The sequence below is a fragment of the Streptomyces sp. NEAU-sy36 genome (assembly GCF_013423905.1).
Classification (GTDB): Bacteria; Actinomycetota; Actinomycetes; order Streptomycetales; family Streptomycetaceae; genus Streptomyces; species Streptomyces misionensis.
In genome coordinates, this window is record NZ_CP058977.1 from 5,442,008 (window position 1) to 5,466,246 (window position 24,239).

Annotated in this window: 21 protein-coding genes; 13 read left to right on the forward strand and 8 right to left on the reverse strand. The window is 74.1% G+C overall.

Annotated elements, in window-relative coordinates; all coding sequences use genetic code 11:
- Positions 1 to 314 precede the first annotated feature (314 nt).
- The 5 genes from HZZ00_RS39265 (at position 315) to HZZ00_RS23775 (ending at position 7,310) form a co-directional block, all read left to right on the forward strand.
- Positions 315 to 1,622 carry a hypothetical protein gene (locus HZZ00_RS39265; RefSeq protein WP_374028479.1) on the forward strand — a complete coding sequence of 436 codons (1,308 nt, stop codon included), beginning with the start codon at positions 315 to 317 and terminating at the stop codon, positions 1,620 to 1,622.
- 105 nt (positions 1,623 to 1,727) lie between these two features.
- Entirely contained in the window at positions 1,728 to 3,257 is a 1,530-nt protein-coding gene (locus HZZ00_RS23760) for an amino acid permease (protein WP_180328355.1), read from the forward strand.
- Positions 3,258 to 3,445: 188 nt separating this feature from the next.
- The gene (locus tag HZZ00_RS23765; RefSeq protein ID WP_180328356.1) at positions 3,446 to 4,519 is read left to right on the forward strand and encodes a mechanosensitive ion channel family protein; all 1,074 of its coding nucleotides are present in this window, start codon (positions 3,446 to 3,448) and stop codon (positions 4,517 to 4,519) included.
- 38 nt (positions 4,520 to 4,557) lie between these two features.
- The gene (locus HZZ00_RS23770) at positions 4,558 to 4,974 is read left to right on the forward strand and encodes a DUF4186 domain-containing protein (protein ID WP_180328357.1); all 417 of its coding nucleotides are present in this window, start codon (positions 4,558 to 4,560) and stop codon (positions 4,972 to 4,974) included.
- A gap of 116 nt (positions 4,975 to 5,090) precedes the next feature.
- Entirely contained in the window at positions 5,091 to 7,310 is a 2,220-nt protein-coding gene (locus HZZ00_RS23775) for an NADP-dependent isocitrate dehydrogenase (RefSeq protein WP_180328358.1), read from the forward strand.
- Positions 7,311 to 7,378: 68 nt separating this feature from the next.
- Here the strand turns inward: HZZ00_RS23775 and HZZ00_RS23780 are convergent, their stop codons facing one another.
- The gene (locus HZZ00_RS23780; protein WP_180328359.1) at positions 7,379 to 7,834 is read right to left on the reverse strand and encodes a hypothetical protein; all 456 of its coding nucleotides are present in this window, start codon (positions 7,832 to 7,834) and stop codon (positions 7,379 to 7,381) included.
- A gap of 261 nt (positions 7,835 to 8,095) precedes the next feature.
- Between HZZ00_RS23780 and HZZ00_RS23785 the strand changes: the two genes are divergently transcribed.
- From HZZ00_RS23785 to HZZ00_RS23800, 4 genes are all read left to right on the forward strand, one after another.
- A complete protein-coding gene (locus HZZ00_RS23785; protein WP_180328360.1) occupies positions 8,096 to 9,406 on the forward strand; it encodes a bifunctional o-acetylhomoserine/o-acetylserine sulfhydrylase in 1,311 nt (436 codons plus the stop codon).
- Positions 9,407 to 10,543, forward strand: a complete 1,137-nt coding sequence (locus HZZ00_RS23790) for a homoserine O-acetyltransferase (RefSeq protein WP_180328361.1) — start codon at positions 9,407 to 9,409, stop codon at positions 10,541 to 10,543.
- Positions 10,544 to 10,618: 75 nt separating this feature from the next.
- Positions 10,619 to 11,398 (forward strand): N-formylglutamate amidohydrolase, encoded by a 780-nt coding sequence (locus HZZ00_RS23795; protein ID WP_180328362.1) that lies wholly within the window; start codon positions 10,619 to 10,621, stop codon positions 11,396 to 11,398.
- 199 nt (positions 11,399 to 11,597) lie between these two features.
- On the forward strand, positions 11,598 to 12,824 hold the full coding sequence (locus HZZ00_RS23800; RefSeq protein ID WP_180328363.1) for a cytochrome P450: 1,227 nt from the start codon (positions 11,598 to 11,600) through the stop codon (positions 12,822 to 12,824).
- A 9-nt stretch (positions 12,825 to 12,833) separates the two neighbouring features.
- Here the strand turns inward: HZZ00_RS23800 and HZZ00_RS23805 are convergent, their stop codons facing one another.
- Genes HZZ00_RS23805 through HZZ00_RS23815 form a run of 3 tightly spaced genes read right to left on the reverse strand, consistent with a single transcriptional unit; the run spans position 12,834 to position 15,378 of the window.
- Positions 12,834 to 13,310, reverse strand: a complete 477-nt coding sequence (locus tag HZZ00_RS23805) for a hypothetical protein (RefSeq protein ID WP_180333679.1) — start codon at positions 13,308 to 13,310, stop codon at positions 12,834 to 12,836.
- Positions 13,311 to 13,318: 8 nt separating this feature from the next.
- Positions 13,319 to 13,894 carry an RNA polymerase sigma factor gene (locus HZZ00_RS23810; RefSeq protein WP_070029685.1) on the reverse strand — a complete coding sequence of 192 codons (576 nt, stop codon included), beginning with the start codon at positions 13,892 to 13,894 and terminating at the stop codon, positions 13,319 to 13,321.
- 59 nt (positions 13,895 to 13,953) lie between these two features.
- Positions 13,954 to 15,378 (reverse strand): S8/S53 family peptidase, encoded by a 1,425-nt coding sequence (locus HZZ00_RS23815; RefSeq protein WP_180328364.1) that lies wholly within the window; start codon positions 15,376 to 15,378, stop codon positions 13,954 to 13,956.
- A gap of 73 nt (positions 15,379 to 15,451) precedes the next feature.
- On the opposite strand from HZZ00_RS23815, the gene HZZ00_RS23820 reads away from it, so the two are divergent.
- On the forward strand, positions 15,452 to 18,064 hold the full coding sequence (locus HZZ00_RS23820) for a CHAT domain-containing protein (protein ID WP_180328365.1): 2,613 nt from the start codon (positions 15,452 to 15,454) through the stop codon (positions 18,062 to 18,064).
- A gap of 42 nt (positions 18,065 to 18,106) precedes the next feature.
- On the opposite strand, the gene HZZ00_RS23825 is transcribed toward HZZ00_RS23820, so the two are convergent.
- Positions 18,107 to 19,891, reverse strand: a complete 1,785-nt coding sequence (locus HZZ00_RS23825) for a LuxR C-terminal-related transcriptional regulator (protein ID WP_180328366.1) — start codon at positions 19,889 to 19,891, stop codon at positions 18,107 to 18,109.
- A 95-nt stretch (positions 19,892 to 19,986) separates the two neighbouring features.
- Between HZZ00_RS23825 and HZZ00_RS23830 the strand changes: the two genes are divergently transcribed.
- From HZZ00_RS23830 to HZZ00_RS23840, 3 genes are all read left to right on the forward strand, one after another.
- Positions 19,987 to 21,072 carry a M12 family metallopeptidase gene (locus HZZ00_RS23830; RefSeq protein ID WP_180328367.1) on the forward strand — a complete coding sequence of 362 codons (1,086 nt, stop codon included), beginning with the start codon at positions 19,987 to 19,989 and terminating at the stop codon, positions 21,070 to 21,072.
- Positions 21,073 to 21,210: 138 nt separating this feature from the next.
- On the forward strand, positions 21,211 to 21,411 hold the full coding sequence (locus HZZ00_RS23835; protein WP_180328368.1) for a helix-turn-helix transcriptional regulator: 201 nt from the start codon (positions 21,211 to 21,213) through the stop codon (positions 21,409 to 21,411).
- Positions 21,408 to 21,815: a hypothetical protein gene (locus HZZ00_RS23840; RefSeq protein ID WP_257585185.1), complete on the forward strand. Its 408-nt coding sequence runs from the start codon at positions 21,408 to 21,410 to the stop codon at positions 21,813 to 21,815. The genes HZZ00_RS23835 and HZZ00_RS23840 overlap by 4 nt, the downstream gene beginning before the upstream one ends.
- Positions 21,816 to 21,973: 158 nt before the next feature.
- Here the strand turns inward: HZZ00_RS23840 and HZZ00_RS23845 are convergent, their stop codons facing one another.
- The 3 genes from HZZ00_RS23845 to HZZ00_RS23855 form a co-directional block, all read right to left on the reverse strand.
- On the reverse strand, positions 21,974 to 22,936 hold the full coding sequence (locus HZZ00_RS23845; protein ID WP_180328369.1) for an IS481 family transposase: 963 nt from the start codon (positions 22,934 to 22,936) through the stop codon (positions 21,974 to 21,976).
- Between the two features lie 85 nt (positions 22,937 to 23,021).
- Positions 23,022 to 23,495, reverse strand: coding sequence for a hypothetical protein (locus HZZ00_RS23850; protein WP_257585187.1), 474 nt, complete (start codon positions 23,493 to 23,495; stop codon positions 23,022 to 23,024).
- Positions 23,496 to 23,830: 335 nt separating this feature from the next.
- Positions 23,831 to 24,196, reverse strand: coding sequence for a hypothetical protein (locus HZZ00_RS23855; RefSeq protein ID WP_180328370.1), 366 nt, complete (start codon positions 24,194 to 24,196; stop codon positions 23,831 to 23,833).
- Positions 24,197 to 24,239: the final 43 nt, after the last annotated feature.

Here is a 24,239-nt window from a genome sequence, read left to right on the forward strand (position 1 = left end):
CGCCGGTCCCGTCATCCGTACCCTCCCGCACCCGCAGCAGAGATCACCGCGTCAGCCTGCCGCCGCCCGCGGTCCGCGTCAACCCACGCCGATAATCGGCCAACCCCCCCGTACGGCTTATTGAGTTGGCAACAATGGTGAGGGGTAATGGCCGCCTCTATAGTGACCGCCGACCACGTCGTTCGAGCGCAGCCCAGGACGTCTGACCACCGACCACAACGCTCCGCGAGCGACCGATCACCGCCCAGGGGAGGGCTGTTGCCACCTCACTGCGCCGCCTCGCCCGTGCCCGTCCGGCCCCGGGGCCTCGGCTGATGGCACGAGAAGCAGCGAGGCCCTGCTACGACCCCGCCGGGCCCGACCACGCCCTGCGCGCCGTGCTCCAGGATCTGCGCACCGGCCGCTGGATGGCCATGCGCACCCTGCTGGCCGAGACCACCGAGGCGTGGCGGTGGACCCAGCGCACCCAGATCCTCGCGGCGGCGGCCGCGGGCAGCGATGTGGTGCGCGCCTGGCTGGCCGAGGAGCCGGACTGTGCCCACGCGGCGGTGATGCGCGCCCGGGTGGGCGTGGAGCGGGCGCTGCGGGCGCGCCGGGAAGGGCACCTGCGGGCCCATGAGTTGTGGATCGAGGCCTGGGACGCCGCCCAGACCGCGACCGGGCTCGCGCCGCGCGACCCCGTGCCCTGGATCTGCCTGCTGGCCCTGGCCCAGCTGGATCCCGGGCAGCGGTGGGCGGAGCACCGGGCCGCCCCGCCCGCGCCGCCGCTGCCGCCGGGCCCCTGGGAGCTGCTGGCCGAGGCCGCCGCACGCGACCCGTACAACCGTGAGGCCCACCACCGGGTGCTCCAGTTCCTGTACGCACGCGACGGCGGCCGCGAGGGGCCCGCGGCGGCCGCCGGCACACCACGCTCCGGGGTCGCGGAGACCGCCGGCCGCCTCGGTGCCGGGGTCGCGGAGGCCGCGGGCCACCTCGGTGCCGGGCTCAGGGAGGGGGGCGGTCGGCCGGCCCCGGGACGCACGGAACCGGCCGGTCACCCGGGCGCCGGGGTCGCGGAGACCGCCGTTCACCCGGTTGCCGGGCTCACGGGTGCCGCGCGCCTTACCGGCGCCGGGAGCGAGGCGGCCGCCGGTCGTACCGGAGCCAAGCCCGAGGGGGCCGCCGGTCGTCCCCGTACCGGAGTCGACGAGCCCACCGGTCTCCAGCGGCGCCTCGACGAGGCCTCCGGTTACGCCCGGTGGGCCGCCGGCCAGGCCCCGGCCGGCTCCGCCCTGCACCTGCTGCCCCTGTACGTCCGCGTCGAACGCCACCGCCGCCTGGGCGAACGGCAGGCACGCTGGACGACCGAGACCGCCGCCCTGGAGGCGCGCACCGCCCTGACCTCCTGGTTCGAGCAGGCGCCGGCCGACCGGCGGGCCCAGCCGGACCTCAACCACCTGGCCCACGCCCTGTGGAGCACCGGGCAGTACGCCGCCGCCGCGGCGGTGTTCGAGGCGATCGGCCCGTACTTCACCCCGCCGCCGTGGCTGTACCGCGCCCGGGGCCGCGACCGTGCCGTGGACGTGTTCACCGCGGCCCGCGACCGCTGCCGGATCGCCACCGGCCCCACCCGCGCCACCTGAGCCCCCCCCCCGCCGCGAGCCCACGACCACGACCACGTCCCCGAGTCCGCAACCCCCTCCCCGAGCATCCCGTCCGAGCCCCCCTCGATCTCCGGAGGTCCGCGCATGTCTCCCACTCCCGAGCCGTCCGCCGCCGCGGGGCTGCCGCAGCAGGACGAGGAGCGGCGGCTGCGCGAACTCGGCTACCGGCCGGTGCTGGCCCGCCGGATGGGCGGGTTCGGCAACTTCGCCATCAGCTTCTCGGTGATCTCGATCCTGTCCGGCTGCATGACCCTGTACGGCTTCGGGCTGAACACCGGTGGTCCCGCCGTGATGCTGTGGGGCTGGGCGGGCGTGGGCCTGTTCGTGCTCTGCGTCGGACTCGCGCTCGCCGAGGTCACCAGCGCCTATCCGACCTCGGGCGCCCTCTACTACATGGCAGACCGGCTCGGCGGGCGCCGCTGGGGCTGGTACACGGGCTGGCTGAATCTGCTCGGCCTGCTCGGCGCGATCGCCGGGATCGACTACGGCGCCGCCCTGTTCACCGGCGCGTTCGCCCATCTCCAGTGGGGCTTCACCCCGACGCCCGGCAGGACGATGCTGGTCTTCTGCGCCATCCTCCTGCTGCACGCGGTGCTGAACCTGTTCGGGGTCCGCGTGGTCAGCCTGCTCAACTCGGTCAGCGTCTGGTGGCACCTGGCGGGTGTCGCGCTCATCGTCGGCGCGCTCGCGATCGTGCCCGACCACCACCGCTCACCGTCCTTCGTGTTCACCACCTTCGTCAACGAGACCGGCTGGTCGAACCCGTTGTACGTGGCGGCGATCGGACTGCTGCTCGCCCAGTACACCTTCTCCGGCTACGACGCCTCCGCGCACCTGTCGGAGGAGACCTCGCGCGCCTCGGTATCCGCGGCCAAGGGCATCGTCCGGGCCATCTGGGTGTCGTGGCTGGCCGGATTCGTGCTGCTGGCCGGGCTGACCTTCGCCATCCAGGACTACGACGCGACCCGCACCACCGCCACCGGGGTGCCGCCGGCCCAGATCCTGCTGGACGGCCTCGGCGCGGGCGGCGCGAAGGCGCTGCTGCTGGTGGTGATCGCGGCCCAGCTGTTCTGCGGGAACGCGGAGGTCGCCGCGGCCAGCCGGATGGTGTTCGCGTTCAGCCGGGACGGCGCGCTGCCCGGCTCCCGGCTGTGGCGCACGGTCAGCCGGCGCACGCAGACCCCGGTGGCCGCCGTCTGGCTGTCGGTCGGCGTGGCCGGGGTCCTCGCGCTGCCGTCGCTGTACTCGGCGACGGCGTACAACGCGGTGACCGCCATCAACGTCATCGGCATCACCCCCGCCTACGCCATCCCGGTGCTGCTGCGGCTGCGGGCCGGGGACCGGTTCCGGCCGGGGCCCTGGCACCTGGGCCGCTGGAGCAGGCCCGTCGGCTGGGTCGCGGTGGTCTGGGTGGCCTGCGTGACGGTGCTGTTCTGCCTGCCGCAGTCCTCGCCGGTCACCGCCGGCACGATGAACTACGCGGCGGTGGCCCTGGCCGCCGTCCTGCTGCTGGCCAGCGTCTGGTGGTACGTCGCCCGCCGTTCCTACGGCACCCCCACCGCGGCCTACGGCAGCGACCGCGACCAGGCCGAACTCGCGGAGGGCATCATCTGATCGGGGCCGCGCGGGAGCGAGCCGCCCCGGTGGTATGCCGTGTTCCGGATACGGCAGGATGAACGCTCGTGCCGGTCACCGGAGTTCCGGGACCGGCACGTTCGACATCCCGCACATCGAGCAGGTGACAACGTGACGAGACCTCACATACGGCGCTCCGCAGGGACCCGGCGCGGCGGAGGTGACCGGTGAACCGCGCGCTCACCCTGGACGACCTCGTCCTGGCCGGCATCTCCGTGGCGGCGGGCCTGGCGCTCGCCTTCTGCTCCCGGACCCTGCTGCGCTGGCTGGCCAAGGCCGCCAAGCGGACCCGTTGGAGCGGTGACGACGTCATCGTGGACGCATTGCGTTCGATCGTGCCGTGGGCGCTGATCGCGGCCGGTGTGGCGACGGCGGCGGTCGTGCTGCCGCTCACCAGGACCGTGCAGCACCACACGGACCAGGTCCTGGAGGTGTGGCTGATCCTCGTGGCCACCCTGTCGGCGGCCCGGGTCATCGCCGGGCTGGTGCAGACGGTCACCCAGTCCCGCTCGGGCGTGGCCGGGTCGGCGACCATCTTCGTCAACATCACCCGGGCGCTGGTCCTGGCGATCGGCTTCCTGGTCGTCCTGCAGACCCTCGGGATCTCCATAGCGCCGCTGCTCACCGCGCTGGGCGTCGGCGGTCTCGCGGTGGCCCTAGCGTTGCAGGACACCCTTGCCAACCTGTTCGCCGGCATCCACATCCTCGCCTCCAAGACCGTCCAGCCCGGCGACTACATCCGGCTCAGCAGCGGTGAGGAGGGGTACGTCGTCGACATCAACTGGCGTCAGACGACGGTGCGCCAGCTGTCCAACAACCTGGTGGTGATCCCCAACGGCCAGCTCGCCAAGGCCAACATGACGAACTACACCCGGCCCGAGCAGCGGCTGACGGTGCCGGTGCAGGTGGGCGTGAGCTACGACGCCGATCTGGAGCACGTGGAGCGGGTGACCGCCGACGTGGTGCGGCAGGTGATGCACGAGGTCGACGGCGCGCTGCCGGACCACGAGCCCGCGATCCGCTTCCACACCTTCGGGGACTCCCGGATCGGGTTCACGGTGATCCTGGGCATCGGCGAGTTCAGCGATCAGTACCGGATCAAGCACGAGTTCATCAAGCGCCTGCACCGCCGCTACCGCGAGGAGGGCATCCGCATCCCCTCCCCCGTGCGCACGGTCGCCCTCCAGCAGGGCGGCCTCACGATCCCGCAGCAGCGCAGCGCCGAGGGGGTCCCCGAGTAGCGGGCGGCCTTCGGGACGGCCCGTATGCTCGAAGGAGCATGACCGTTTCGCCCGACCCCGTCCCGCCCGGGGCCCACCCGCTCGACCGGCTGCTGGACGACCTCGCCCGGCAGCCGTTCCGGGCGCGTTTCCACCTGCGCGGGCGGGACCGGGCCACCGCGGAGCTGAAGGGACCGGCCACCGTGCGGTGGCACGCCTACGACCTGATCGCGAAGCGGCTGGCCCCGGCCGCGCCGTACAAGGACGGCAAGCAGACCCCGTACCGGGGCCATCCCGTCTTCGTCGCCCAGCACGCGACCGCCACCTGCTGCCGGAGCTGTCTGGCCCGGTGGCACGGCATCCCGAAGGGCCGGGAGCTCAGCCGGTCCGAACACGTGTACGTGGTGGACGTGATCTGCCGCTGGATCGAACGCGAGCTGACCGGCGGACCCGGGCGGACGGCGGGCTCCGGCTGATCGGCGGCCCCGCCCGGCGCGAAACAGCGGACCCGGGGCCCACCCCTGTCGAGCCCGCCCCCGGCACGAGATATCTTGATGTCGAGCAATGTTACAGACGTGGAGCGGAGCACCCGGTGACTGACTCGAGCATCATCTACACGTACACGGACGAGGCCCCGGCCCTGGCGACGCATTCTTTCCTGCCGGTGATCCGGGCGTACGCCTCGCAGGCCGGTGTGCCCGTGGAGACCCGCGACATCTCGCTGGCCGGGCGCATCATCGCCGTCTTCCCGGAGTACCTGAACGAGGACCAGCGCATCCCGGACGCGCTGACCGAGCTGGGCGAGCTGGCCAAGACCCCGGCGGCGAACATCGTCAAGCTGCCGAACATCTCGGCGTCCATCCCGCAGCTCAAGGCGGCCGTCGCCGAGCTCCAGGGCAAGGGCTACGCGCTGCCTGACTACCCGGACGACCCGAAGACCGACGAGGAGCGCGAGATCCGCGCCCGCTACGACAAGGTCAAGGGCTCCGCCGTCAACCCGGTGCTGCGCGAGGGCAACTCCGACCGCCGTGCCCCGGCGTCGGTGAAGAACTACGCCAAGACCCACCCGCACCGCATGGGCGCCTGGACCCCCGAGTCCAAGACCAATGTGGCGACCATGGGCGAGCACGACTTCCGCTCCACCGAGAAGTCGGTCGTCATCGCCGAGGACGGCGCGCTGAAGATCGAGCTGGTGGGCGCCGACGGCACCACCACCGTGCTGCGCGAGTCCGTGCCGGTCCTGAAGGACGAGGTCGTGGACGCCTCCGTGCTGCACGTCGCGGAGCTGGAGAAGTTCCTCGCCGCGCAGGTCGCCCGCGCCAAGCAGGACGGCGTGCTGTTCTCCGTGCACCTGAAGGCCACGATGATGAAGGTCTCCGACCCGATCATCTTCGGTCACGTGGTGCGCACCTTCTTCCCGAAGACGTTCGCGAAGTACGGCGAGACGCTGAAGGCGGCCGGCCTCACCCCGAACGACGGCCTCGGCGGCATCCTCAAGGGCCTGGAGAACCTGCCCGAGGGCGCCGAGATCAAGGCCTCCTTCGACGCGGAGCTGGCCGCGGGCCCGGAGCTGGCCATGGTCGACTCCGACAAGGGCATCACCAACCTGCACGTCCCCTCGGACGTCATCGTGGACGCCTCCATGCCCGCGATGATCCGCACCTCCGGCCACATGTGGGGCCCGGACGGCCAGGAGCACGACACCCTCGCCGTCATCCCGGACTCCTCGTACGCCGGTGTCTACCAGGCCGTCATCGACGACTGCCGGGCCAACGGCGCCTACGACCCGTCCACCATGGGCTCGGTGCCGAACGTCGGCCTGATGGCGCAGAAGGCCGAGGAGTACGGCTCCCACGACAAGACCTTCGAGATCCCGGCCGCGGGCACCGTCCGCCTGGTCGACCAGGCCGGCAACGTGCTGATCGAGCAGGAGGTCGCCGAGGGCGACATCTTCCGCGCCTGCCAGACCAAGGACGCCCCGATCCGCGACTGGGTCAAGCTGGCCGTCACCCGCGCCCGCGCCACCGGCGACCCGGCCGTGTTCTGGCTGGACGAGGCCCGCGCCCACGACGCGCAGCTGATCGCCAAGGTCAAGCGGTACCTGCCGGAGCACGACACCGAGGGCCTGGACATCCGCATCCTGTCCCCGGTCGAGGCCGCCAAGCTGTCGGTGGAGCGCATCCGCCGCGGCGAGAACACCATCTCGGTCACCGGCAACGTGCTGCGCGACTACCTGACCGACCTGTTCCCGATCCTGGAGCTGGGCACCAGCGCCAAGATGCTGTCGGTCGTCCCGCTGATGGCGGGCGGCGGCCTGTTCGAGACGGGCGCCGGCGGTTCCGCGCCCAAGCACGTCCAGCAGCTGGTCAAGGAGAACTACCTGCGCTGGGACTCGCTCGGCGAGTTCTTCGCGCTCGTGCCCTCCCTGGAGCAGTTCGCGCAGGCCACCGGCAACGCCCGGGCCAAGGTGCTCGCCGACACGCTGGACCGTGCCACGGCGACCTTCCTCAACGAGGACAAGTCCCCGACCCGTCGCGTCGGCGGCATCGACAACCGCGGCAGCCACTTCTACCTGTCCCTGTACTGGGCGCAGGAGCTGGCCAAGCAGACCGACGACGCCGACCTGGCCAAGGCCTTCGCGCCGCTCGCCGAGTCCCTGACCGCCGACGAGCAGAAGATCGTGGACGAGCTGAACGCCGTCCAGGGCAAGCCGGCCGACCTCGGCGGCTACTACCGCGTCGACCAGGCCAAGGCGGACGCCGTGATGCGCCCGTCGGCCACCTGGAACGCGGCCCTGGCCTCGCTCGGCTAATCCGGGCTCTCGGCGGCGCTCCGCCCCACCGCATCGCGGTGGGGCGGAGCGCCGCTCTGTGCGTGGGACTACGGGTGGTAGATCTCCCGCATGGCGGTGATCCGGCCCTTGCCGTCGACGCGGAAGTAGAAGTACGGGCTGTTGGCGAGCTTGTGCTTCACCAGCCACTGCGGGGAGACCTTCACGGTCGTGGTGTCGCGCAGCACCTCGACGGAGGCGCCCGACGCGAAGCCGGCCGGCCGGGCGGCGCCGCTCGGGGTGTAGACGACGTCCTCGTCGTTCTCCTGGTTCACCTTGCACGTCTGCGGGGTGACCCGCACGACGGTGTGCCCCTTGACGGTCCTCGCGGAGTCCAGCTCGACGAAGCGCTGGTACCCACTGGGCAGGTGGCAGGGCTTCCAGGCCGTGGCCCGCGCGGTGCTCACGAGGGCGTTCGGGTCGGCGCCGGCCGACCCGCACGTGGTGGCGAGGAGCGCGGCGGCAAAGGCCAGGACGACGGCGGCGGAGACATGACGGTGGTTCATGGGCGTCCTCCGCGGTGAAGATCTGCTGACGCCCGGCAAGAGCGCCACCGGCCGGCCCGCGTTTCACCGGACGCCGGCTGTGACGGGACGGTGACAACCGCCACCCGGCCGGGACAACCGCCGTGTGTGTCACGGACGTTGCGCCCGTGTTGTCGTCCGTGACGTCCTCGTGTCGGCCGCTCGCCGTGCCTGTCGGACGGTGCTCCCGCGTGCTTACCTCGTGCCACGTCACCGCCCTGCCCCGCACGAGGAGCACGCACCATGAGCACGCAGCCCGACTCCGCCGCCTGGTCCTTCGAGACGAAGCAGATCCACGCCGGGGCGGTCCCCGACCCCACGACCGGCGCCCGGGCCACCCCCGTCTACCAGACCACCTCGTTCGTCTTCCGGGACACCCGGCACGCCGCCGACCTGTTCTCGCTGGCCGAGCCCGGCAACATCTACACCCGGATCCACAACCCCACCACCGACGTGTTCGAGCAGCGGATCGCCGCGCTGGAGGGCGGCGTCGGGGCGGTCGCGCTGGCCTCGGGGCAGGCGGCGGAGACCCTGGCCATCCTGAACCTGGCGGGCGCCGGCGACCACGTCGTCGCCGGTGCCGCGCTGTACGGCGGCACGTACAACCTGTTCCGGCACACGCTGGCCCGGCTGGGCATCGAGGTCTCCTTCGTGGACGACCCGGACGACACCCAGGCCTGGCGGGCGGCGATCCGGCCGAACACCAAGGCCCTGTTCGCCGAGGCGCTGGGCAACCCGCGCGGCAACGTCCTCGACGTGCGGGCGGTGGCGGACGTGGCGCACGCGGCCGGGGTACCGCTGATCGTGGACAACACGGTGGCCACGCCGTACCTGCTGCGGCCGATCGAGCACGGCGCGGACGTCGTGGTGCACTCGGCGACCAAGTTCCTCGGCGGGCACGGCACCGCGATCGCGGGCGTGGTGGTGGACGGCGGCACCTTCGACTTCGGCGCGCACCCGGACCGGTTCCCGGACTTCAGCGAGCCGGACGCGAGCTACCACGGCCTGCGCTACTGGCCGGCGCTCGGGCCCGGCGCGTTCGGGGTGAAGCTGCGGGTGCAGCTGCTGCGCGACCTCGGTCCGGCGCTCGCCCCGCACTCGGCGTTCCTGCTGCTCCAGGGGGTGGAGACGCTGAGCCTGCGGCTGGAGCGGCACACCGCCAACGCACAGGCGATCGCCGAGTGGCTGGAGCGGCGCGACGAGGTGGAGACCGTCCACTACGCGGGCCTGGAGTCCAGCCCGTGGTACGAGGCGGCGCGGCGGTACCTGCCGCGCGGGGCGGGCGCGATCGTCTCCTTCGAGCTGCGCGGCGGCGTCGAGGCGGGCAAGCGGTTCGTGGACGGGGTGGAGCTGTTCAGCCATCTCGCCAACATCGGCGACGTACGCAGTCTGATCATCCATCCGGCGTCCACCACGCACAGCCAGCTCACCGAGGAGGCCGCGGTGGCCTCCGGCACCACGCCGGGTCTGGTGCGGCTGTCCGTCGGCATCGAGAACCTGGCCGACCTCAAGGCGGATCTGGAGGCCGGCTTCCGCGCGGCCAAGGGCGCGTAGGTGAACGCGGTCACGGCCACGGAACGACTGCCGGTCACCGGGGCCTGGCGGGAGGGGGACCCGCCGGGCCGCCGCCGGTGGCACCCGGCCGGACGGCCGCTGCCGCTGGAGGCGGGCGGTGAACTGCCCGGCGTCCGGATGGCGTTCGAGACCTGGGGGCGGCTCGCTCCGGACGCGTCCAACGCGGTGCTGGTGCTGCACGCGCTGACCGGCGACAGCCATGTCGCCGGTCCGGCCGGGCCCGGGCACCCCACGCCGGGCTGGTGGGATCCACTGGTCGGGCCCGGGCGCGCGCTGGACACCGACCGCTGGTTCGTCGTCGCGCCCAACGTGCTGGGCGGCTGCCAGGGCAGCACCGGGCCGGCCTCGGCGCGCCCGGACGGCCGGGCCTGGGGCGGCGCGTTCCCCTTCCTCACCCAGCGGGACCAGGTCGCGGCGGAGGCGGGACTCGCGGACGCGCTCGGCGTCGAACGGTGGGCGCTGGTGGTGGGCGGCTCGATGGGCGGCATGCGGGCGGTGGAGTGGGCGGTGTCGTACCCGGAGCGCACCGGGGCGCTGCTGCTGCTCGCCACGACGGCGGCGGCGAGCGCGGAGCAGATCGCCTGGGCCGGCGTCCAGCTGCATGCGATCCGCTCGGACCCCGGCTGGCAGGGCGGCGACTACCACGACTCGGGCCGGGGCCCGACGACCGGCCTGGGCCTCGCCCGCCGGCTGGCCCACATCACCTACCGCAGCGAGCCGGAACTGGGCACCCGCTTCGGCCGGGCGCCCCAGGGCGCGGAGGACCCCTGGCGCGGTGGCCGCTACCAGGTCGACTCCTATCTGGACCATCACGCGGCCAAGCTGGTACGGCGCTTCGACGCGGCGAGCTACGTCACCCTCACGGAGGCGATGAACGCCCATGACGTGGGTCGGGGCCGGGGCGGTCTGCGCGCGGCCCTCACCCGTGTCACCTGCCCCGCCCTGGTGGCCGGCGTCGACTCCGACCGCCTCTACCCGCTCGCCCAGCAGCGGGAGCTGGCGTCGCTGATCCCTGGCGCGGACCGCCTGCGGGTGCTGGAATCGCCGTACGGCCATGACGGCTTCCTGATCGAGTCGGAGCAAGTGGGGTCCCTCGTCCGCGAGTTGCTGGACTGAGGGGCAGCACGCACGGGTGCGGACGGGACCGCGCGGCCCTGGTCCACGCCGTACCCGTTCCGTAGGGAGCCGCCCATGCCGTCGTTCGAACTCCTGCCCGGCGCACCGGAGTCGGCCGTGCTACTGCACGTGCCGCACTCGGCGCGGGCGATTCCCGGGGACGTCCGCCGGGGGATCGTGCTGGACGACGCCGCGCTGGAGCGGGAGCTGGACCACATCACGGACGCGCACACCGCGGAGCTGGCCGAGCGGGCGGCGGGGCTTGCCCGGGTACGGCCGTGGCGGCTGGTGAACCGGCTGTCCCGGCTGGTAGTGGATCCGGAGCGGTTCCCGGACGAGCGGGAGGAGATGCGTGCCGTCGGCATGGGCGCGGTGTACACGCGGACCACGCACCGCGAAGAGCTGCGGCCCGCGGACAGCGATCCGAAGCCGCTGGTCGAGCGGTACTTCCGGCCGTACGCCGAGGCGATGACGCGCGCCGTGGCGGCGCGGCTGGCCGCGACCGGGCGCGCCGTGGTGATCGACGTGCACTCGTATCCGGCCGAGGCGCTGCCCTACGAACTCCACGGCGACGGCCCGCGCCCGCCGGTCTGCCTGGGCACGGACCCCTTCCACACCCCGCCCCGGCTGACCGACGCGGCCCGCGAGGCGTTCGCCGGATGCGGACCCACGGGTCTGGACAGCCCGTTCAGCGGGACCTACGTACCGCTGAAGTACTACGGCACGGACGCCCGGGTCGAGGCACTGATGATCGAGATCCGCCGGGACACGTACATGCGCGAACCGGGCGGCCCGGCGGGCCCCGGCCTCGATCGACTCGCCGCGGCACTGGCCGCGCTGGTGGACGCCGTGTGACGGTGACGCGGTCCGGCGGCGGCGGCCGCGCTCGCCGGAGCCCGTCCCGAGCCGCTCCGACCCGGCCGACCGCCCCGGACCGGCGAGGCACGCGCCGCCCACCCACCGGCCGTCCTCCCACGAGCGCCCCGGCCAAGGCCCCACCCGCCCGGCGCAACCCCGCACGACACCGTTCGCGCCCCGCCCCATCGTGGAGGGCATGACGACCATCGAGACGAGCACGTCCACCGGACAGGAGCCGCCGCCCGTCCGGGAGTGGCCCGTGATCGATCTGGAGGGCACGGAGTTCGACCCGGTGCTCGCGGGTCTGGTGCGCGAGGGGCCGTTGACGCGGATCCGGCTGCCGTTCGGCGAGGGGTGGGCCTGGCTGGCCACCCGGTACGAGCACGTGAAGCTGATCACCAACGACCCGCGGTTCAGCCGCGCGGAGGTCGCGCGCGGCCAGGTCACCCGGCTGGCCCCGAACTTCGCGCCCCGGCCCGGCTCGCTGGCCTGGGCCGACCAGCCGGACCACAACCGGCTGCGCAAGCCCATCGCCGGTGCCTTCACCGTCGGCGCGATGAAGCGGCTGCGGCCCCGCGCCCAGGAGATCCTGGACGAGCTGGTCGACGGGATCGTACGCGAGGGCCCGCCCGCCGACCTGGTCGAGCGGGTGCTGGAGCCGTTCCCGCTGTACGTCGTCAGCGAGGTGATGGGCGTACCGGAGACCGACCGGGAGCAGGTGCACGCCTGGACCCGGCAGATCATCTCCCTGACCGGGGGTGCCGAGGCCGCCGACCGGGCCAAGAACGGCCTGTACGGCTGGATCACCGCCATCGTCCGGGCGCGGGCGCGCAGTGCGGGCGAGGACGTCTACTCGATGCTCGCCGGTGCCGTGGCGCGCGGCGAGATCGGCGAGGAGGAGGCCGTCGGGCTCGCCGGCCCGCTCCAGATCGGCGGCGAGGCGGTCACCCACAACTGCGGGCAGATGCTGTATCTCATGCTGACGCGGCCCGAGTTGATGGAGCGGATGCGCGCGCGGCCCGCGGAGCGCGGCCCGGTCCTGGACGAGCTGCTGCGCTGGATCCCGCACCGCAGCACCGTCGGGCTCGCCCGGATCGCCCTGGAGGACGTGGAGATCGCCGGGCACCGGATCGCCGCGGGCGAGCCGGTGTACGTCTCCTACCTGGCCGCCAACCGCGACCCCGCGCTGTTCGAGGACCCGGACCGCATCGTGCCGGACCGGGACCCCAATCCGCATGTCGCCTTCGGCAACGGCCACCACTACTGCACCGGCGCGGTCCTGGCCCGCCTCCAGCTCGAACTGCTGGTGGACACGCTGCTGGACCGGCTGCCGGGGCTGCGGCTGGCCGTACCGCCCGAGGAGGTGCGGTGGCGGCAGCAGACGATGATCCGCGGGCCGCGCACCCTGCCGGTCACCTGGTGAGGCGTCCGGTCAGGCCCGCAGCCACTCGGTGACGATCACCTCGGTGCCGGTGCGCAGCCGCAGCGCGAACGGCCCGGACGGCGGCTCCTCGCTGGTGAAGCGGCCGAGGGTGTCGACGGGGACCGGGCGGGCGGCGCCCGGGCCGCCGAGCACCTCGATCCGCGCCGAGCCGGGCGGCATCACCTGGCCCATCAGCCCGTCCCCGGTGACCTCGACGTCGACGGTGACCGGGCCCGCGCGGAACGTCAGCATCCGCGGGGCGTCGGTGACCCCGCGCACCGGCAGCGCGTCCACCAGCGAGTCGAAGGTCAGCTCGGCGATCTTCGCGTCCAGATCGTGCAACGCGTAGGCGTCGACGGCCAGTTGGCGCAGGGCGTCGGGGACGGGGTCCAGGACGGCCGCCGCCTGCCGCAGCTCCTCCTCCAGCAGCGCGTCCTGTGCCTCGCCTCCGTCGTCCCCGCGGGGAAAACCCCCGGCACCGTTCATCTCACCGTTCACGCCGCACCCCGTTGGTCCATCCGGTCCCGCAACCGGCGCAGACAGCGCTGGCGCAGGGGGCCGATGCTGCCGACCGCGATGCCGAGCGCGGCCGAGATCTCCACATAGCTGGGCGGCGGCGAGGCCACCAGCACGCGCAGCAACTGCCGGCAGCGCTCGCCCAGTTCGTCCAGCTCCTGCCACAGCCGACGGGCCCGCTCGGCCCGGTCCGCCGCCTCCTCGGAGTCGATCAGTGTCTGTTCCGGCGTGCGGTCCTCGCTGGCCCGGTCCAGGACCTGCGGGTCGTCCGTCAGGGTGAGCCGCGTGTTGCCTCTAAGCACCTTCAGGCACTCGTGGCGGGCGGTACTGGCCAGCCAGGCGCCGGTCTTGTCGGGTTCCCGGATGCGCCCCAGGTGCTGGGCGAAGCGGAACCACACCGTCTGGTAGACGTCGCGCCCGTCCGCCTCGGAGAGCCGGTGGCTGCGCACCACCGACCAGACGAGCGGACTCATGCCTTCCACCAGCGCTTTCCAGGCCGCGGCGTCCCCGTCGACGGCGGACCGGACGAGCGCGCCGACCTCTGTTCGGTCCACGGCTCCACCCCTCGTGTACGGCTCGTCATGGTACGCCGTGGAGCGGAGGGTTCCGGCCGTCACGCGGGCAGCGCCGGGGCCGGTACGGGGACGGGGCGCCAGGTCGGCGGGCGCAGCGCGGGCATCCGCACCCCGCGCACGTCGGTGCGGTCGGTGGCCCGCGCCAGCAGCCGGCGGCCCGCCCTGCGCGGGTCGCGCTCTCCGTCGGCCGTCATCAGCGCGGCGACGAGTCCAGCGGCGACCGGTGTGGCGAAGGAGGTGCCGCTCCACTGCGCGAGTCCGTCGAACATCACCTGGTCCGGCTTGCCGCCGGTGCTCTCCCGGTCCTCGCTCAGCACCCCGGTGTGGCGCGGGTACCGGCAGGTGCAGGAGTAGTCGAAGCCGAACCGGCAGTCGTCGTAGGTGGAGTGCTGGTAGAGGTAGGGCACGGGGGCGGCGAAGCCGGTGAGGGCGCTGGTGAGCCGCTCGCCGGGGGCGTAGACCCGCACCCAGCGGCCGTGGTTGCTGAAGCAGGCGGGGCCCTCGCCGTCCGAGCGCAGCGCGCCGACCGACAGCACGCTGTCCGCGTACTCGGGCAGGGCCGCGTAGGCGGCGGGCCAGAACGGGACGTCGCTCCCGTTGTTCCCGGCGGCGGCGACCAACAGGGTGCGGTGGGCGCGCAGTTCGCGCATGAACGCCTCGAGTCCGAGCAGCCCGTGCAGTCCGGCGGCGGGGCTGCCCGCCGAGAGGCTGATGACGTCGGGCCAGCCGTCCCGCTCGACGGCCTCGAACAGCTTGCTGCCGAACTCGCACTCCAGCACCGCGCCGGCGTCGTTGAGGCTGCCGCGGACGGTGATGTCGGTGTTGGGCGCGACGGCGGCGAGGATCCCGGCGATGAAGGTGCCGTGGCCGACGTACTGGCGCAGCACTCCCCCGTCGTCCGTCTCGGTCGCCTGGGTGTCGCCGCTGGTGTGGGCGAGCAGCGGGTAGGCGCGGTGGTCGCTCACCAGTCCGGTGTCCACCACCAGCACCCGGACGGCGGTCCGCGGGTCGTGACCGGTCCCGGCGGCGGCGGGGTTGGGCGATCCGGAGCGGGCGATGGGCACCGGCTCGTCGCCCGGGCAGGCGTTCACCGCGATGTGCACCACGTGGTTGCGGCTCACCAGCCGGCGGCCGTGCCGGTCCTCGGCCGCCCGCAGGGCGCCCAGCGCGTGCGGCACCGTGTCCTCGCCGAGGGCCGGGTCGCCGACCCTGATCCGGGTGACGCCGCCGCGGCCCCGCTCCGGACCGTCGCGGCGCACACGGTCGGGCAGCAGGCCCCGGGTCTCGGCGAAGTGGGCGCGCACGGTGTCCTCCACCACCCGGGCCTCCTCACCGGACCGGGCGAGGACGACGCCCTTCTCGTACAGCGGATGGGCGTCGTCGTCCGGGCCCATGGCCAGCGGCACATCGGGCATCGAGCGCTGGATGTGGTCGAACTGCTCACGAAATCGCTGAGGTGCCATGCCGTGTCATCCCCCTGAAGACGGTCTACGAGAGTGAGAGCCGCCGGTCCGCCATCTGATACAGGCCACTACGATGCGAGGCGTGACAGCGGGAAGCGAGCCGGTCCTCGAACTGCTGCCCATGGTGTTCGCCGACCCCGGCGAGGCCAGGGCGCGCGCCGAGCTGGTGCTCGAAGCCGCCCCGGCGCCGCTGGCCGCCAGCATCGCCCACCAGGTGCTCGGCATCTGGCAGCGGGACTTCGGCGATCTGCGCGTCGCGCTGCGGCATCTGCGGCGGGCGCGGGACCTGGCCGCGCGCGCCGATTCGGCGGACCGCGAGGCGGATGTGCTGGCGACGCTGGGGGTCGCACTGGTGCACGCGGGGCGCACGCGGCAGGGGCTCGCGTCCTTCGAGCGGGGGGTCGCGCGCGGCACCGGCCACACCCGGGCCCGGGTGCTGTACCGGCGGGCCTACGTCTGGTGGGTGCTGGGGCACCACCGGGAGGCGCTGGAGGACGTACGGCGGGCGCTGCCGGTGCTGCGGCAGCTGGGCGACGACATCTGGACCGCGCGGGCGCTGACCCTGCGGGCCACCGTGCACCTGGCGCTCGGCGCGGTCGAGCGGGCCGACGCGGACTTCACGGCGGCGGAGCGGCTGTGGGACACCACGGGCCAGGAGCACGACAAGGCGGACGCGGTGGAGAGCCGGGGGCTGGCGGCCTTCCGCTCCGGGGACGTCCCGGCGGCGCTGCGGCTGCTGGACGAGGCGGAGGAGCGGTACGGGAAGCTCGGCACGCCCACCTACATGCTGTCCATCCGGCGCTGTGAGGTGCTGATGGCCGCCGGGCTCGCGCCGGAGGCGCTGGCGGAGGCGGACGCGGCGATCGCCCTGCTCGACCGGATCGGCGGGCAGTCCACCCGCAAGGCCGAACTGCTGCTGGCCGCCGCGCGGGCGGCCCGCTCGGCCGGGGACGCGCCCACCGCGATCGCCCGCGCGGCCGTCGCGGTACGGCTGTTCGCGGCGCAGCGGCGGCTGTGGTGGGAGACGCACGCCCGGCTGGTGCTGATCGAGGCGCGGGTGGCGGACGGGCGCCGTTCGGGGCGGCTGGTCGGGGACGCGGCGGCGGTGGCCGAACGGCTGGCCTCCTTCGGTTCGCCCGCCGCGCCCGAGGCCTCGCTGCTGGCCGGCCGGATCGCGCTGGCGCTCGGCTGGACGGCGGACGCGGAGCGGCATCTGGCGGTGGCGGCCCGCGGCCGGCACGCGGGTCCGGCGCCGGCCCGGATGACCGGCTGGGCGGCGCAGGCGCTGCGGGCCCGCGCGGCCGGTTCCCGGCGGGGCGTCCTGGAGGCCTGCCGGCGCGGTCTGGACGTGCTGGACGACCACCGGATGACGCTGGGCGCCTCGGAGCTGCGCGCCCATGTGACCGCGCAGGGCGCCGAACTGGCGGCGCTGGCCCAGGAGGTGAGCCTCACCCACGGCGGTCCACGGCGGCTGCTGGAGTGGAGCGAGCGGTGGCGGGCCACCGTGCTGTCCGCGCCGCCGGCCCGGCCGCCCGCCGACCCGGCGCTGCTCAGCGGCCTGACCGCCTACCGGGAGATCGCGGCCCGCGCGGAGGAGGCCCGGATGGAGGGCCGTCCGGTCCCGGCGCTGGAGCGGGAACAGCGGCGTCTGGAGCGGGAGATCCGCTCGCGCACCCGCCACATCCGCGGCTCCGCCCCGCACGAGGGCAGCCGCTTCGACGTGCCCCGGCTGCTGGACCGGCTCGGCGACGGCCGGCTGGTGGAACTCGCCGTGGTCGAGGGGCGGGTGCATGTGCTGCTGTGCGGGCAGGGCAGGGTGAGGCGGTTCGCGGCCGGGCCGCTCGCGGAGGCGGTGGCCGAGGCCGAGTACGTGCAGGCGGGGCTGCGGCGGCTCGCGCACCCGGGGGCGGAGGCGCGGCTGCCGCTGGTGGAGGCCGCGGGCGAACGGCTCCAGGAGCTGCTGCTGGGTGGTGCCGTGCCGCAGCTGGGGACGGGGCCGGTGGTGATCGTGCCGCCGGGGGCGCTGCACCGGGTGCCCTGGGCGCTGCTGCCCGCGCTGCGCGACCGGGTGCTCAGCGTGTCGCCGTCGGCGGGCAGCTGGCTGCGCGCCCGGGAGACGGAGCCGCCCCGGGACGGCCGCACCGTGCTGGTGCGCGGCCCCGGTCTCGCCACGGGCGGCGCGGAGGTGCCGGAGCTGGCCGACCGCTACGGCACGGCGACGGTCCTGGAGGGTGAGAGCGCGCAAGTACCGCGAGTACTCGCGGAGTTGGACGGCTCGGGGCTGGCGCATCTGGCCGCGCACGGCACCTTCCGGGCCGACAGCCCGCTGTTCTCCGCGCTGCGGATGGCCGACGGCCCGCTGATCGTGCACGACTTCGAGCGCCTGGACCGCAGCCCGTACCGCATCATCCTCTCCAGCTGCGACACCGCCCGTCTCGCCTCGGTCGGCGCCGACGAACTCCTCGGCCTGGTCACCGCGTTGCTGCCGCTGGGCACGGCCGGGGTGGTCGCCAGCAGCGCCCCGGTCAACGACGCCGCCGTGATCCCGCTGATGCTCGCCCTGCACAAGGGCCTCACCGCGGGCCTGTCGCTGGCCGAGGCCCTGCGCGACGCCCGCACCACCCTGCCCTCCGACACGGTGCACCAGGCCACGGGCTGGGCGTTCGCGGCCTTCGGAGCGGCGTAGCCGGGCGTGCGCAACGGTCCGGCGGGGGCGGCGGCGGTACGGCTACGCCGTCTCCGCCACCAGGCAGGGCAGCGCCCCCCGGTCCCCGGTGCCGAGCCGCGTGTACGCGCTGTACAGGTGGTTCCCCACCGTGCGTACCGACAGCGTCAGCCGCTCGGCGATCTCCCGGTTGCTCAGTCCCGAGGCCGCGAGGGCGACGATCTGCCGCTGGCGCGCGGTGAGTTCGCCGAGCACCAGCCCGGCCAGGACCGGGGTGCGCGCGCCCTGGCAGCGGCGGGCGAGCGCCAGCGCCCGGGTGCGGGAGCGCCGCGCGGCCCGCGGGTCCCGGTGCGCCCGTACCGCCTGGGCGTGCGCCTCAGCGGCGAACAGCAGGAAACCGCGCTCCTCCAGCGCCGTCGCGGCCCGGTCCAGCGCGGCCCCGTCCCGCCGCGCCAGCGCCTCGGCGTACCGGGCGAACACGCTGCCCGCCGGGAGCGGACCGGCGGGCAGGCCGAGCCGTACGGCGGTGCGGCGCGCGTGGCCGTCGTCCTCGTCGGACCCCACGTGTCCCGACTCGTCGAACTCGGCGGCCGCGAGCGCGAGTTCGGCGCCGCACCCGGCGTGCCCCGGCTCCCGCCGCAGCCCTTCGCGCGCCCACGCCGCCGCGTCCCGCACCTCGCCCCGCAGCCTGGCGTACCGGGCCCGTACGGCGGCGTACCCGGCCGGGACCGGACCGCCCTCCGCCAGCAGCCAGTCCCCCACGGTCGTGGGCGCCGGCCGGACGTCCAGCTCGGCCATCCGCCGCCGCAGATCGCGCTGTTCGGCGTCGAGCGCGGCCCCGAGGCGGTCGGGGCCACCGGTCAGCCGGCGGGCGCGCAGCCGGCCGGTGGCGGCGCGCAGGGCCGGGCCGTGCAGCGGGTCCGCGAGTGCCACCGCGCCGTCCTCACTCACCACGATCAACCCGTCCGCCTCCAGGCGCTCCAGCGCGTCCAGTTCGGAGCCGGACAGTTCGGAGCCGGACAGGCCGGGGTCCGCGGGGTCGCGGCCGCCGAGGCCCGCCGGGGCGAAGCCGGACAGGGGAAGCGTCGCCGGTTCGGCGAAGGCGAGGCGTTCGAGGATCTCGCGTTCGCCGGGGCCGGTCCGCTCCCGTACCGGCGCGAGGCGTTCGCGCACGGCCGGGGTGACCGGCAGCGGCCCGCGCCAGGCCCGCTCGCCGGTGCCGGGCACGGGCACGAGCCGGCCGCCGGTCACGAGCCCGGTCACCAGGTCGCGCAGCAGCCGCAGGTCCCCCCGGCACAGGTGGTGCAGCCGGCGCACGGTGAGCGGTTCGAGGGCGGCCCCGGCGAGGAGTTCGGCGGTGTCCTCGGCGGGCAGCGGGGCCAGTGCCAGCCGGGGCAGCACCTCCCCGGTCCACAGCCGGGACACCGCGCCGGGCGCCGGGATGCCGTCGGTCGCGGCCACGACCAGCCGGGTGCGGCCGTGCACGGCGAGCTGGTGGACCAGCGCCGCGGAGGCCTCGTCCAGCAGGTGGGCGTCGTCCACGACGAGGAGCCGGACCCCGGACAGCGCCCGCACCGCTGCGTGCAGCGATCCGGTGCCGTCCAGCAGGTGCGCGAACGCCGCGAACGGCAGGTGGCGGGCCTCGGGCGTGCCGGTCACCCGGGCGTGCTCGGTGCCCCGGACCGCCTCGGTGATCAGCCGGGTCTTGCCGCGGCCCGCGGGCCCGGTCACCACGATGCCGCGCCGGCCGGTGGCCGAAGCCCCCCGCACCAGCTCCAGTTCGTCCGCCCGGCCGGTGAACGGCCAGGGCAGTTCGAGAGTCTTCGCGTCCTGTTCGTAAGTCCTCACACCTGACAGAGCAGGCGTACTCAGGTTTGATACAGGGCGACTTGAGTAGCCCCCGACTCAGGCGCCCGCACCGGGCGGGCGGGCACTGTTGCCGCATGACCCGACGCCTGTGCTCGCTACCGCGGCAGCCGGCCCCGTCCTTCGGACCGGGGCTGACCGCCGAGCGGCTGGGCGCGCTGCTCGCCGGGCGGCGCATGTGGGTCAACGGCACGGTGCTGCACTACTGCTTCCTCGACGCCGACCACGACGCCTCGGTGATCCCGGTGCCCGGCACCGGGGAGCTGCGCCGGGTGCCGTGGGCCGGCGGCAAGGAGCAGCAGGACGTGGTCCGCGAGTGCTTCGCGCAGTGGGAGGCACTGGGGGTGGGCGTCGCCTTCGCCGAGGTCGGCGACCGGGGGGAGGCCGAGCTGCGGATCGGGTTCCAGGCCGGCGGAGGGTCCTGGTCCGCGGTGGGCCGGGAGGCGCTGGCGGTGGGCCGGGCCGAGCGCACCATGAATCTCGGGTGGGACGTGACCGCGCAGGGGGAGCGCGGCACGGTCCTGCACGAGATCGGGCACGCGCTCGGCCTGGTGCACGAGCACCAGAACCCGTCCGCGGGGCTGCACTGGGACGACGAGGCCGTCTACGCGGAGCTGGCGGGCCCGCCGAACCACTGGAGCCGGGAGACGACGTACACCAACGTCCTGCGTGCGCTCGACGCCGGGGAGTCCAGGGGCGCGGTGTGGGACCCGTGCTCCGTGATGGCCCTGCCGTTCGGTCCCGGCCTGGTGCTGGAGCCGGAGCGGTACCGCGGGGGGCTGCGTCCGGCCGGCACACCCTCGGAGCTGGACCGGGAGTTCGTGCTGCGCTGGTATCCGCCGGCCGGCGGGGACGGGCCGCGGCCGCTGGTGCCGTTCTGTTCGGCGCCACTGGCCCTCGGCCCGGGCGGGCAGGCGGACTTCCTGGTCGAGCCGCCGGAGACCCGCGACTACACCGTGGGCACCTTCGGCGACGCCGACGCCGTGCTGGTGGTCTTCGAGGAGCGGGAGGGGGAACCGCGTTTCCTCGCGGGCCACGACGACGGCGGCACCCCGGACAACGCGGCCGTGCGGGTCCGGCTGGTCCGGGGACGCCGCTACGTCGTGCGGGTCCGTCTGTACTCCACGTGGGGGTCGGGACAGACGGCGGTGATGTGCTGGTGAGGGCGCGCGGAGGGGACAGGCCATAGTCCGGCACCGGGGGAGCGGTCGCGGACGTCACCCACGGGGGAGGTGACGTCCGCGGCCACGCCATGCGCCCGGGCGCCTGGCCTGCGGTAACGACGTGGAAAGTCGGGCGGGTTGACGGGCCCCGGCCGCAAGACGACCAACCGGATCGAGCAGGGCACGCACGCGACGTCGATCGACCACCTGCTGCTCATCGCCGACGCCCTCGACGTGCCCCTCGCCGACCTCGTCCGCTGGGACCCGGCCGGTCAACGCACCGGGTGCGTCGCCGCTACCGTGCCGACCACCACGTGGCGGAAAGCGAGGCATGGATGACGGAGCAGCAGGCGGCATTCGCGCGAGACGGGCGGCCGGTGTGCGGGGTCTGCCCGTCTCTGCGGCTGCCGGGCGGCAGGTTCGACGTCTTCGAACGCCCCTCCCGGGACTGCCCGTTCGACCCCGCGACCGGCCACCGGTTCACCGCGGCCGGCGTGCCTGTGTGCGTGCACCCCGATCGGGTCGGGCTGCCGGCCGCCCCGTACGCCACCGACGGCCTCCCGCTGCCGTGGCAGACCCCGCCGCCGGTTGAGGCCGACGAGGTCCCCGCGTGGGTGCGCGCGGCGCTGGACGCGGCACCGCCGGAGGCGTGTGCCGACCTGATCCGGCAGGCGACCGAGATTCTGCTCGCCTCGGACCCCGACACGGACGTCACCGCGGTCCTGCGTGCCGCCCTCAGCTAGGGTCTTTCGTTTGGATCAGGCCGGATCAGGGAGCGGGGTCTGGTGCGTGCAGATGCAAGGCGGAGGAGGGAGTCAACGCGGAGCGTTGGCGACCGACGACAACGCCGCAGATGTGCGTGCCAGACCCCGCGAGCCCGGCATGATCCAGACGAGAGGCCCTAGGTGTGCTGTTCGGACAGGTTGGTGACGCGGCTGGCTGGTGGGTAACCGCTGATGCCGGTGTGGGGTCGGTGGTAGTTGTACCAGTCCAGCCAGTCGGGAAACGCGGCCTGCCGTTCGGCGTCTGAGGTGTAGGGCCGGATGTAGGCCCACTCGTCGAGCAGGGTGCGGTGGAAGCGTTCGACCTTGCCGTTGGTCTGCGGTCGCCAGGGCCTGGTCCAGCGGGGCCTGATGCCCAGCTCGCGGCAGGTGTCGCGCCAGGTGTTCTTCGTGTAGGCCCAGGCGTTGTCCGTCAGGACGCGTTCGACGGTGACGCCCCGCTGGGCGAACCAGGCCGTTGCCCGGGTGAGGAAGGCGGCGCAGGTCGCGGCCTTTTCGTCGGGCAGGTCTTCGGTGTAGGCCAGGCGGGTGTGGTCGTCCAGGGCGGTGTGCAGGTAGGCGTATCCGGTGCCGCTGCGGCGGTCCTGGTTGGCCCGGCCGGCCGCGCGGCCGAGGAATTTGTGGCCGCCGCCGTCGGGGATGCGGCCGAGTTTCTTGACGTCGATGTGGACCAGTTCGCCGGGCCGGGCCCGTTCGTAGCGGCGCACGGGCTCGCCGGTGGACCGGTCGCAGGCGGCCAGAGCCGGCAGGCCGTGCCGGACCAGGATGCGGTGGGCGGTAGAGGTGGCGATACCGGTTCGGGCCGCGAGTCGCAGCGGGCCGATGCGGTGTTCGCGCCGCAGCCGCACGACCTGTGCCTCGATGGCGGCCGGGGTCCGGTGGGGTTGACGGTGCGGGCGGCTGGAGCGGTCGTGCATGCCTTCGGCGCCCAGCTGCCGGTAGCGGCCTGCCCAGCGGGCGGCGGTGGTGTGGCTGACCTGGAAGCGTTCCGCGGCCCTGCGCAGCGGCCAGCCGTCGTCCACGACACACCGGGCCAGCCGCAGCCTGCCGGTCGGGGTCAGCGGGGCATTACGGTGGGACACGAGGGCCTCCTGGACGTCGGTGCAGACTTCGCAATCCACACCGAACCCAGAAGGCCCTCACCTGTTCAAGCACCCAGCCCGCGTGTCACCAACGTCCCGGGACAACACACCTAGGCCGTGGCCCCGGCAAAGCCGATGCTGTGCTCCCGGCCGGAACGGCCCATGCCGATCTGCTCGTACAGGCCGGCGAGCACGCCGCGGCGCCGGACGACCTCCTCGTGGTCGAGCCAGTACCGGGCCGGGGGCTCACCCCACGCCGCCCGGTAGCGTCGACCGGGACTGCGATGGCGATCTCCGCCACCTGGTCGTCGCCGGTGGCCTCGAACACCGCCGCCTTCAGCGCGAGGGCACTCAGGCCCTCCTCGAACAACGGCACCGCATCGGCCTCCAGGCTCCAGCGGGCCACGACCGGGAACCCGGTGAAGCACTGCCAGTCCTCGGAGTACTCCAGGCTCGCCGTCCGGAACGCGCCGAACTCGGGGTCGCTCTTGATGCTGTCCAGGATCCGCTTCGCAGCGTCGGCGACGGCGTCCACGGTGGGCATCTCGACCTGATTCATCTGGCTTCCTTCCACTCGAACGGGATGGTGCCCGGTGCCTGCCCGACGGCCGGGGCTCGATGGCATACCCGGCCGCCGGGCAGGGGAATGTGGGCCGCGGATGTGGTTGGGCCTGCCGCCGGGACGAGGCAGCACCGGCGGCAGGCCCTGCGGCCTCCCCACACGAGGCCGGCGAGGCCGCGGTTTATGGGGGTTACCTGCGTGTGGGGTACTTCTGCTGGGGGCCGGTCGGCATGGCGTGGGACAGATGTAGACGGTGCCGCTCACGCTGGACCCGGTCTCGATGATGACCGGGAGCGGCTCGCCCTGGATCTGCTTGTCGCAGCGGGCGCAGATCATCGGCGGAGTTCCAGGGCCAGGGCGCGGAGGCCGCGGTGGGTGTCGCACTGGGTTTCGTCGTCTACGCACTGTTCGCAGGTCGCCCAGTGCGTCTTGTACGCGGCGAGGACGTAAGGCAGTGCGCAGGATCGGCAGGAGCGGGGGAACCAGCGGCCGACCACGCCGAGGACCGGCTCGTACCGCTGCCCGAGGTCCACTGCGGTGGCGCCGTCGAGTGGCGTGGCGCACCACACGCAGTGGGCGCCCCGTACCTGCGGAGCCGTCAGCCGGGACGGTGCCGGGAGCTCCAGGTGGGCGAGCAGTGCGGCAGCAGTCGGCGAACTGCCGGAAAGGGCCTCCACGACCAGCGCGTTTCCGTTCACGTCACCGACCGTAGATCGGGTACAACAGAGGCGGGGTACGCAA